The following is an 11,319-nucleotide window of genomic DNA, read 5'->3' as shown; positions in this document are numbered from 1 at the left end:
TTTAAGTGTGCGAATATAAGGAATTTTAGTGAATTTTTAAGGGCTACGGGCTTGGTTTTTTGAAGGCAGCTTTAGGGTTTGTTTTTGGATTAAATTTTAGAATGAGAAAATAGGAAAGCAGCCCAAGGATAAGAGACATAAGCGTGGCGAGAATCAAACTTCCCACTACGTATTGAAGTAGGTGTTGCTTGGCTAATTCGATGCTAAGTTCAAACAAATCAAAGTTTTTGGTGGACCCCACGAAAGGACCCCCGATCAGCATAGACAAATACAAGATTAAGGGAATAGCAGGAGGGATTGTGATTTGGGAAGAAATGAAAGCAAGGGTTTTATTTCTTTTAAAAAGTGTACTAAGGCTAAGGGCTAGTACCGTATGCAGTCCCCAAAAAGGAGAAAAACCAATGAATACTCCCAAAGCGATGGATTGCGCTTTGTTTTTCGCACTGCCTTCGCTTTGAAGAATGTTTTCCTTGAAAAAGCGCCGTAAGCCTTTCTTTCTAAAATAACGATAGAAGACTTTCTGGCTTTGAATTGTATTTCTGATGAAATTTCTCAATTTTCGCAGTATTGGTACTGCGAATTTAGGGGTTTTAGGACATTTTACTCCAAAATAAAGTGGGAAATACATCCTTTCTTATGGAAATAAGAGGGCTCAAGTGTGAACTTGAAGGGCAATTGTCTAGTGAAAAACGGACAAATGTAAAAAAAACTCTACTTTTGCAAAAAATAATTGAGGATGTCAAAGAATTTAGTGATTGTCGAATCCCCAGCGAAAGCAAAAACCATTCAAAAGTATCTTGGTAGTGATTTTGAGGTGAAATCCAGTTTTGGACACATTAGAGATCTGCCTAAGAAAGGAATGGGTATTGACCTTGAAACCTTTACTCCCGATTACGAAGTTTCCCCAGATAAGAAAAAAATAGTAAGCGAATTAAAAGCTGCAGTAAAAAAAGCACAGATTGTTTGGCTCGCTTCGGATGAGGACCGCGAAGGAGAAGCGATTGCGTGGCATCTTGCGCAAGAACTAAAATTAAAAAGTGAAAATACAAGACGAATTGTCTTTCATGAAATTACAAAAAATGCGATTCTAAAAGCGGTAGAAAACCCAAGATCCATTGATCAAAATCTTGTAAACGCACAGCAAGCACGACGCGTGTTAGATAGAATTGTAGGATTTGAAATGTCCCCTGTTCTTTGGAAGAAAGTCAAAACTGGACTCTCTGCAGGACGTGTTCAGTCCGTTGCCGTACGATTAGTCGTCGAGAGAGAAAAAGAAATGCGGGAATTTAATTCCGCCTCTTCTTATAAGGTGAGTGCAAATTTCTTAACCAAAGAAAAAGCTGAATTGCCCGCAAAGCTAAAAGGGGATTTTAAAAACGAAGAACTTGCCTCTGAATTTCTAGAGAAAGCAAAAGGAAGTGAATTCAAAGTACTTAATGTAGAAAAGAAACCGGGGACTCGCTCGGCCTCTGCTCCCTTCACCACTTCAACCCTTCAGCAGGAAGCTTCTTCTCGATTAGGGTACAATGTGACCTCGACGATGCGTCTTGCTCAAAGGCTATACGAAGAAGGATTTATCACCTACATGAGAACGGACAGTGTGAATCTATCGAAAGAAGCAATAAATGGAGCGAAAGCTCAAATTATATCCGAATTTGGAGAGGAGTATTCTAATCCTAGAAACTACACAACCAAATCAGCCTCGGCTCAAGAAGCTCACGAGGCGATTCGCCCTACGGACTTTTCTCTTAAAAGCATAGGAGATGCACAACTCAATAAATTATACCAATTAATTTATCGCAGAACACTTGCCTCGCAAATGTCAAATGCGAAAATTGAGAAAACAGTTATTGAAATTGGGGCTGTGGACGTGACACCCCATTTTGAAGCACAAGGCGAAGTAATCGTATTCGAAGGCTTTCTAAAAGCGTATGGAATTAACAAAAATGAGGATGAGGACGAAGACACGAATGACAAAATTCTTCCGCGAGTAAGCATTGGAGAGCTTCTTTCCTACACGCAAATAGCGGCCACTCAAAAATATACAAAACCTTCTGCGCGGTATACGGAAGCGGCTTTGGTTCGGAAATTAGAAGAACTTGGCATTGGTCGACCTTCTACCTATGCGCCGACGATTCAGACGATTCAAAACCGTGAATACGTCGACAAAAGAGAAATAGAACCGATGGAAAGAGAAGCCGTAAGGCTCACTCTTGAAAAAGAAATTGTTAGGGAAGTCCTAGTCGAGAAATACGGTGGAGATCGCAATAAATTTATTCCGACCGATATCGGGGAAGTGGTCAATGAATTTTTGACTCAAAACTTCGCGGAAATTTTGGATTATGGATTTACCGCGAGAGTGGAAAGAGAGTTTGACGAAATTGCCGGCGGACAAAAACCTTGGCAAACGATGATGGGGGAATTCTATCAGTTTTTCCATCCCAGAATTGAGAATGTAGAGGAAACCGCAGAACGCGCCACAGGCGAACGAAAATTAGGAGACGATCCGAAAACAGGCAAGCCGATTTACGCGCGAATGGGGCGTTACGGAGCTATGATTCAAATTGGTGAATCAGACGACGAAGAAAAACCGACGTTTGCAAGTTTGATGGCAAATCAAAACATAGCCACCATTACTCTTGAAGAAGCCTTAGAGCTATTCAAGCTTCCGTTCTCACTTCAACCGGTTGAGGGGAAAGAAGTTAGTGTAGCGGTAGGCCGATTCGGCCCTTATGTGAAATGGGGAGATACCTTTATAAGTATACCCAAAGGAGAAGATCCTTTGAGTATCGATCAGAAAAGAGCTACAGAGCTCATAGAGGAGAAAAAAGTTGCAGATGCGCCCGTTTCCACTTACAAAGGTGAACCCGTCACCAAAGGCAAAGGGCGTTTTGGACCCTTCTTAAAGTACAAGGATCTGTATGTGAATGTACCCAAAAAGTATGATTTTGAGAATCTATTAAAAGACGATATCGAGGAATTAATTGCAGCAAAACTAGAAAAGGAAGCCAATCGTTATGTGCAGCAGTGGGAAGAAGAGAAGATTGCAATTGAAAACGGAAGATGGGGCGCATTTATTAAGTTCGGAAAAGCAAACTTCAAGATTCCAAAGAACGATGAGGGCGAAAAATATTCTCAAGAAGAATTGAAAGAAGTCGATCTCGAGCAAGTGAAAAAATGGATCACCGAACAAGATCCAAGTGCATTCAAAGCTAAGAAAGCGGCTGCGAAGAAGCCGGCTGCAAAGAAACCCGCCGCCAAAAAGGCAGCTCCTAAAAAAACGGCGGCAAAGAAACCTTCCGCAGCGAAAGGAGGTACAAAAACAAAATAAGAAGAAAAACTACACCTAGCCTTCGGAGCCATAGCTCTGAGGGTTTTTATTAAAATTTCGACTTCGATCATTGCATGCTATGAATTACCAAGATTTTATTGTCGCACCTGGGGAAATTAGAACCAAAAAGTGGCAATTAGGAAGCCTTTTTCAAAATGAACTCGTTCAAGGAGGGATCGCATTGCTCTTCGTCTCGGATTACAGGGGGGCAGGAAGAAAAGCGCATGCCCGTGATTTTCATTTTTTAAGAAAAGAGTTATTTCAGCTCTCGTCGCATGATTTTCAAGTGCCCATGTACGATTTTGGGGATTTAATTTCAGGGAAATCAAGCGAGGATACTAGTTATGTTTTGCAAGAAGTTTTATCCGCATGCCATTATAATAAAACCATTCCCATTGTGATCGGGGGGAGTACTGATTTGAGCTTTTCGCTCTACAGTGCCCTTGATTTTCATCAAAAGCAGATTTCTTACTCGCAAATTTCAAACTATATCTCCCTTGAGAACGAAGAGGATACCATTAACGAAAGGAACTTTCTAAGTCGGATTTTCGCATCAAAGCACTTCGAAATCAAAAACTATCATCATTTAGGCTACCAAAGGCATTTAAGTCAACTAGACAGCGTCAGCCTTTTAAAAGAAGTGGATTTTCAAGAAGTTAGACTAGCCGAGATGATGAACGGGATGGAATCGATCGAACCGTATTTGCGTAGTTCAGATCTAGTGACCTTAAACTGTGATGCGGTAGAGAGTTTTAGTACGCCGTTCTCTATTCACCCACAGGTGAATGGACTGAACCGCCGCGAAGTGTGCGCCTTGATGAAGGAAGTAGGACTATCTCAGAATCTCAAAAGCGTAGGGCTGTTCAATTTGGAACTAGATTCACAAAGCGAGTTAAATCTTCAATTGGCTGCGCAAATGATTTGGTATTTAATTGAAGGGATCAACATCCAGTCCTCTCATCCTAAAAATCGCAGTTACGAGACGTTTTGGGTGCTTACACCGCAAGGTGAGTATGCGTTCCATCGCGATACGTTTTCCTCACTTTGGTATTTTGGAAATGCGTCGGAAATGCATAGCAATTTAGCTTGCTCACAGAAAGATTATGACCTGGCGAAACGAGGAGAGCTAAGCCCTCGACTCGTACGGTTTTTGAATAAGCTATCCTAAGATGGGGAGTGTAAAATCTCCCTTATCTCGAAGTAAATAATTCCCTTGTGATTTTAAAGCCTCAAAATGAGGTCAATTTTATAAGAATTTAGTCTAATTTAACTATCTATTAAGAATTTCGTTAATGTAAAATTGTTTTATATTTGCACAAATTTGGAATTGGACTCTAACGACCCTTTCAAAGCAAAACTAGTAATTTGTAGATTGGTCCAGAAAGTAAAATCCTTTATAGAATTAGGATTTCCAAGATAGGTAAAGATTTAAGCAATAGATTGCAGGCCTGTAGAAGTAATATGAAGAGTTATAAAGACGAACTAAATCTGAATAAACTACCAAAACACGTAGCCATTATCATGGATGGCAATGGAAGGTGGGCAAAACAGCGCGGTGAGCAGCGTACCTTTGGACATCAAAGTGCGGTTCGAGCAGTTCGTGATGCAATAAACGCATGCAATGAAATTGGGATTCCCTACCTCACTCTCTACACCTTTTCTTCTGAAAATTGGAATCGTCCGAAGTCTGAAGTGAACAGCTTGATGAATCTTTTGTCAGAAACCCTTCTATTAGAAGCGGAAAACATATACACAAAAGGACTTAGGCTTCATGTGATTGGAGAAATTGAGAAATTGCCGGATCTCGTGAGAGACCAATTGGAAACCATGATGGAATTGACCAAAGAGAGCAAAAATGGCAATCTTATTCTTGCCTTAAGCTACGGGTCACAGAAAGAAATTTTAAACGCCGTTCAAGCGATAAGTGAAAAGGTTAAGCAAGGGGAATTGGATTCTAGTGAGATTACAGAGGCCGTTTTTGAAGACCATTTGTACACACGCTCGTTTCCTGCAGTAGACCTTTTAATAAGAACCAGTGGCGAGGTTCGCATTAGTAATTTTCTGTTATGGCAAATTGCCTATGCAGAACTTCAGTTTTTAGATATTTTTTGGCCCGACTTTGATCGAGAAGCCTTCTTTAAATGCATTTTGGATTACCAATGCAAAGAAAGAAGATACGGAAAGATCAGCGAACAGCTAGAAAGCGAGAAATAAAAGAGATATAGATTAGACTTAGATTATAAAGATGAGATTAAAATTCATACCCATCATCATGTTTGCGGCTTCGGCCTATTTTTATGGCCAAGAAACACCGCCCACCAGCGGTTCGCAGGAGCAAAATACTGCGGTAGCCGAGCAAGATCAACAGGGAGTTTATTTCCTGAAGGATATCGTGATTGACGGTGTAAAAAAATACTCCCCGGCTCAGATTCTGCGTTTTACAGGACTCAATAAGAATGAGAAGGTAGAAATTCCAGGACAGCGAATCAGTTCCGCAATCAAAAGACTCTGGGAGCAGAATATTTTCTCTGTCGTAGAAGTCTATGTGGAGAATATTGAGGGAGAACAAGTGGTTCTTCGATTTAAGCTTGAAGATCTAAAAGAACTTGGAGAAGTTAAGTTTGAAGGAAAAGGGGTGACAAAGTCTAAGCAAGAAAAATTTGTAAAGGACTACAATTTGAAACCCGGCACCAAAATCACTAGTGATTTGGTTTCCTCCATCAAATCAAAAATCCCATTGGAATATGTAGGCAAGGGGTATGCCGATGCGAAATTGACGATTCAAGACAAAGTCAATGCAAGCGATCCCGAACTTGTAGACTGGACCATCGAGGTGGACAGAGGTCGTCGTATCAAAATTGCCCACATTGAATTTGAGGGTAACGATAATGTTTCCGATGCGAAATTAAGAAAGAAGGGGTTTAAAGAAACCAAGCAAAAACGATTTGGAATCGGCGGTATTCTGAAGTCTTCTAAATTCATCAAGGAAAAATACGAGGAAGACAAAGTAAATCTAATCAACTACTACCAATCCTTAGGGTTTAGAGATGCGCAAATCGTGTCCGACTCTGTTTGGAGAAACCCGAAAAATGACATTGAAGTCAATGTAAAACTAAACGAAGGAAAAAAATATTACATTGGGGACATTTCTTTCTTAGGCAATACAACGTATTCCACAGAGGTATTAGAAAAACTCCTTGGATACAAAAGCGGCGACATCTATGATGCGGTCGGATTTAATAAGAAAGTGGGCGAAGACGGCGGTGCGGAAGACGACACCGACATCAAGTCCCTTTATTTAAATAATGGTTATTTATTCTCCCAGGTTGTACCGGTGGAGAAATCGGTTGTCGGAGATTCCATTAATTTGGAAATCCGTATTAACGAAGGTGAGAAAGCTTCTTGGAACCGAGTAACATGGTCGGGTAACACGACCACCCATGACCATGTAATTTTAAGATCACTCGAAACCAAGCCAGGCGATTTGTTCTCTAAATCGATGATTAAAAGAACCTATTTCACACTTGCTGGTCTTCCGTATTTTGACCCACAACAACTCGGTCAAAACATATCTCCCAACCCACAGGATAATTCTGTGGACATGCATTGGACGGTGGTTGAGAAAGGTTCATCCCAAGTTCAGTTGCAGGCAGGATATGGAGGGAACTCCTTTATTGGAACTCTTGGGTTAACTTTCAATAACTTCTCCCTTAGAAACTTCCTCCGATTTAAAGAATTTAAACCTGTACCGCAAGGGGATGGACAAACTTTCTCGGTGCAAGCACAAGCGGGACAGTATTTCCAGAATTATGGAATTAGCTTTACAGAGCCTTGGTTATTTGGAAGTAAACCTACGGCATTGTCTGTAGGAGTTAATTACTCGAAAGTAAATTATACTGATTCCTTCGGTATGGATCAGAAATTAGGTATTTTCTCTGCAAATGCGGGACTAAATAGAAGACTTAGCTGGCCAGACGATTGGTTCTCTTTATACACAGGAATACAGTTCCAGTCTTATAATTTTGAAAATTATCCATTCCAGTTCGGGGAAACGACCGAATACTATGGAAACGCGAAGAACTTCACGTTCAATATTGGACTTTCTAGAAATTCTGCTGGTTTTGACCCTATCTTCCCGACCACGGGATCCAATATAGAGGCGACTGTGAAGTTTACACCGCCGTACTCTTTGTTAAGCGATAAAGATTACTCAAGCATGTCTCCGGTTGAAAAATACCAGTGGATGGAGTTTTATAAAGTGAAATTGAAAGCAGATACCTACAATACGGTCATCGGGAAACTGGTTTTACGTAGTACAGCGGAAATGGGCTTTATGAATGGATACAATAAAGAATTAGGGCCACCTCCATTTGAACGTTTTTACGTAGGAGGGACTGGACTTTTTGGAGGAAGATTTGATGGACGTGAGTTAATTCCACTTCGTGGATATGAAAACGCTTCGACGACCGGATATACGCCTTCCTCTCCATATGACATTACTCCTTACGGAGGGGCGACTATTTACAGCCGATTGTCCGCGGAACTCCGTTATCCAATTTCACTAAACCAAACTGCAAAGATCTATGCACTTGGATTTGTGGAAGGAGGGAACGCATGGAATTCATGGGGTACTTTTAATCCGTTCCAGCTTAAGCGCTCTGCTGGGGTAGGAATCCGGGTTTATATGGGTGCCTTTGGTTTGATCGGATTTGACTTCGCCTATGGATTTGATTCTCCTATTGGTACAAGCGAACCTTCAGGATGGCAGACTCACTTCCTAATGAATCAGTCTCTGTAATAATACGTTACGATTTAAAGGAGGGGCAAGGCATAGTTCTTGTTTATAGAGCATAGGACTCTTAAAAAGTATCCTAATAAAAATGAAAATTAATTAGTAAAAATTATTAGATTTGCGATCTTATTTGCCGGGAATTTAACTTTTAGGCAATCGCACAATCTAAAATCAGTAGAAGTAAATAACAACAATTAAAATAATTTAACGACCTATTATGAAAAAACTAAGTGTATTATTTGCGGCCGTAATGATGGTAATGTCTGTAGGGGTAGCAAAAGCTCAGAAGATAGCTTCATTAGATGTAGCAGCAGTTTTAAATTTAATGCCAGAGAAGAAGAAAGCAGATGATCAATTACTAGCACTTCGTAACTCTAAAGGAGCTGAGCTAGAAAAGCAAGCGAAAGCAGCAGACGATCTTTTTGAGAAATACAGCAAAGAAGCGCCGACGCAGACTCAGCAGATTAACGAGCAACGTAACCAGGAGCTCGCCAAATTAAGAGGAAACCTAGAGCAATTGCAACAAGCAGCTCAGAAAGATTTAATGGATAAAACCAACGTCGCATACGCTCCAATTGAGAAAAAGTTCAACGATGCCGTAACGAAAGTAGCCAAAGCCAACGGATGGGATTTCGTCTTTGATGCAAATAACTCAGGTCTAATCTACAAAGCAGGAGCGGATGCAACTGCGCTCGTTAGAAAAGAGCTAGGACTATAATTTCTAATTATTAAAACGCAAAACCATCCTTTATAAGGGTGGTTTTTTTATTTTTGTCAAATGATAAACGAGATTTCCAGTAGTGTAAAGGTTCGCTTCTCCGACTGTGACCCCATCGGGCATTTAAATAATGTCAAATATTTAGAATACATGCTTAATGCGCGAGAGGATCACGTGGAAGAATTCTACGGCTTTACCTACGAACAATATATGAAGCAAACAGGTTGTACCTGGATTGCAATACAAAATGAGATTGCCTACTTGAAAGAGGTAAAATACAATTCAAAAGTTGTGATTTCGAGTAAAACGATAGAGGTACGAGATCGAATCTCAAAAGTGGAGATCCTCATGAAGAGTGAGGATGGACAAACCATTCATAGCGTTTTATGGATTACAGTGATTTACTTTAATCTTAAAACACGAAAATCGCAGGTTCATCCACCGGAGACGAGTGAGCTTTTTCACAAGTATTTGGTAGATTTACCCCAAAAGGATTTTCAGTCAAGAACCGAATTCTTACGAAAACAAAATAAGCATGCACAATAAAAGAAAAAAAATACTGGTTGCTGGAGGACGTGGACAGCTGGGTCAATGTTTAGAAAAGCTTTCTGCGCAGTATGAACTAGAGTACAAGTTCAAGTTCTGCAGTTCCAGTGATCTTGATATTACAAACAGTTCTAGTATCGAGGAAGTATTTGAGGATTTTAAACCTCATTACTGTATTAATGCGGCTGCGTACACGGCCGTAGATTTAGCGGAAAGCGAAGAGGAGAGGGCTTTTTTAATCAATGCTAAAGGAGTCGAAAATCTTGCCCTTGCTTGCAAAGAGTATGGAGTAAAGCTTATTCACATCTCAACGGATTATGTTTTTGATGGGGATACTAACCTCTCCTACGAAGAAGATAATTTCACGAGTCCACTCGGAGTCTATGGAGCATCCAAACGCGAGGGAGAAATCCTGGCGCTTGAAGCCAATCCCCGAACTGTAATCCTGCGTACTTCCTGGCTCTACTCGGAATTTAGTAAGAATTTTGTAACCACCATGTTAAATCTTTTTGAACAAAAGAAAGAACTAGGTATTGTACACGATCAATTTGGACAACCCACAAATGCTAATGATTTAGCCCAGGCGATCATGGATATTATTTCTCATAGAGAAAAAGTCTATGGGATTTTCCATTTTTCGAATTATCCAGAAACTACATGGTTTGAATTTGCCTCGAAGATTGCGCAGCTCTCGAAAAGTGAGATACAGCTTAATCGAATTGACACCTCAAATTATCCCACTCCAGCTCCCAGACCAAAACGGAGCACCATGGCACTAGATAAGATTGAGAAAGTGTATGGCATTGAAGCGAAATATTGGGACGTAAGTTTAGAAGAGACTGTTGAACTATTAACTACGAAAGAATGATAAACAAGTTCCTCTTACTTAGTTTATTCTTAGGCGCTCAATTGGGGTTTGCTCAGCAAGTCAATTTAAGCAAGGCTGAGAAAATTAGTGATCGAACGGATAAGTTCCTATATAAGGTAGATTCCTCCGAGAAAGAGAAAGTCTATTTAGGCGAGTTGGAAATTCAAGAGTATGCAATGAGCGAAACGGATCTCTTTGATATGGTCTATAAGAAGGCAAAAAGCATCGGAGCAAATGCCTTCGAACTGAAATCCTTGGAGACGATCGATCAAAGTCCCTACAAGCTTAATAGATCTCATTACTATTTGAATCTATATGAAGTGGCAAAAAAGCCGGTGCGAGACAATAAGGTCTATTTGATTTCCTCCTCAGACAAGCCTATCAAAATTAAGATCAATAATAAAGTCGTGGTCCTAGCACCTAAATCTTATATAGAATCGGAATTAGTGCCGGGTGATTTGCAAAGTATTTCCGTAGGTAGGCTCTTAGGTTCCAAAATTAATCTCTCCTATAAGGAGGGGCAGCCGGTTCAATACTTCCTTATTTTGCCTGCAGGTGTTCGCGCCAATCATGCAAGTTCAGAAGGAGGACTTAATTTTAAATCGGGAGATATAGTAAATGTAGAAAGATCATTCGCAGAATTTCTTACTACCATTTACCCGAAACAAAATTAATTTTCTCTTTTGAGACGCGGGGGAAAATAGAAATTGGCGGGCTTTGCTATATTTCGTTTTACGCCCTAGAATCTCGATTTGTTGCCTACCACAGAAAGGCTCCAAAAAAGAAGGCGAAAATGTTGAAATTTTTCTCACTCAATTTCAAAAGGTTAGCACTTCCGTTAACAATTAATTCAAATATAATTTGGAGCACAAGGAAAAACCCCTATCTTTGCAATCCGAAATCGAAAGAACGTAGGAGCGCAGAAGTAAACGAGAAGGAAGATGTAGAAGGCGATAGAGGTTAGGAGTTTGGTTTTATTAAGGCCGTAAGGGATTAAGAAAAACTTTTTAAAAAAAACTTCCAAAACATTTTGTCAATTAAAAAAAAGTTTATACTTTTGCACT

The 11,319-nt window shown here is 40.2% G+C and carries 9 protein-coding genes; 8 read left to right on the top strand and 1 reads right to left on the bottom strand.

Annotation, left to right across the window (positions count from 1 at the left end):
* Positions 1–43: 43 nt before the first annotated feature.
* On the bottom strand, positions 44–556 hold the full coding sequence (locus tag ACX3PU_RS00045) for a DUF2062 domain-containing protein (protein WP_459082543.1): 513 nt from the start codon (positions 554–556) through the stop codon (positions 44–46).
* A gap of 180 nt (positions 557–736) precedes the next feature.
* On the opposite strand from ACX3PU_RS00045, the gene topA reads away from it, so the two are divergent.
* From topA to ACX3PU_RS00005, 8 genes are all read left to right on the top strand, one after another.
* A complete protein-coding gene (topA, locus tag ACX3PU_RS00040; RefSeq protein WP_459082541.1) occupies positions 737–3,331 on the top strand; it encodes a type I DNA topoisomerase in 2,595 nt (864 codons plus the stop codon).
* Positions 3,332–3,410: 79 nt separating this feature from the next.
* Complete coding sequence (locus ACX3PU_RS00035; protein ID WP_459082539.1) at positions 3,411–4,499, top strand: arginase family protein; 1,089 nt, start codon at positions 3,411–3,413, stop codon at positions 4,497–4,499.
* Between the two features lie 293 nt (positions 4,500–4,792).
* Positions 4,793–5,545, top strand: coding sequence for a polyprenyl diphosphate synthase (uppS, locus tag ACX3PU_RS00030; RefSeq protein ID WP_459082536.1), 753 nt, complete (start codon positions 4,793–4,795; stop codon positions 5,543–5,545).
* A 31-nt stretch (positions 5,546–5,576) separates the two neighbouring features.
* Positions 5,577–8,129 (top strand): BamA/OMP85 family outer membrane protein, encoded by a 2,553-nt coding sequence (locus tag ACX3PU_RS00025; protein ID WP_459082533.1) that lies wholly within the window; start codon positions 5,577–5,579, stop codon positions 8,127–8,129.
* Positions 8,130–8,340: 211 nt separating this feature from the next.
* Positions 8,341–8,841 (top strand): OmpH/Skp family outer membrane protein, encoded by a 501-nt coding sequence (locus ACX3PU_RS00020; RefSeq protein ID WP_459082531.1) that lies wholly within the window; start codon positions 8,341–8,343, stop codon positions 8,839–8,841.
* Between the two features lie 60 nt (positions 8,842–8,901).
* Positions 8,902–9,387 carry an acyl-CoA thioesterase gene (locus tag ACX3PU_RS00015; protein WP_459082529.1) on the top strand — a complete coding sequence of 162 codons (486 nt, stop codon included), beginning with the start codon at positions 8,902–8,904 and terminating at the stop codon, positions 9,385–9,387.
* Entirely contained in the window at positions 9,377–10,255 is an 879-nt protein-coding gene (gene rfbD, locus ACX3PU_RS00010; protein ID WP_459082527.1) for a dTDP-4-dehydrorhamnose reductase, read from the top strand. Before ACX3PU_RS00015 ends, rfbD begins: the two co-directional genes overlap by 11 nt.
* Entirely contained in the window at positions 10,252–10,929 is a 678-nt protein-coding gene (locus ACX3PU_RS00005; protein WP_459082525.1) for a hypothetical protein, read from the top strand. Before rfbD ends, ACX3PU_RS00005 begins: the two co-directional genes overlap by 4 nt.
* The last annotated feature ends 390 nt before the right edge of the window (positions 10,930–11,319 follow it).

It is taken from the genome of Chryseobacterium sp. A301 (assembly GCF_054489425.1).
The sequence above is the reverse complement of the archived record's forward strand: the minus strand, read 5'-3'. Positions and strand labels throughout refer to the sequence as shown.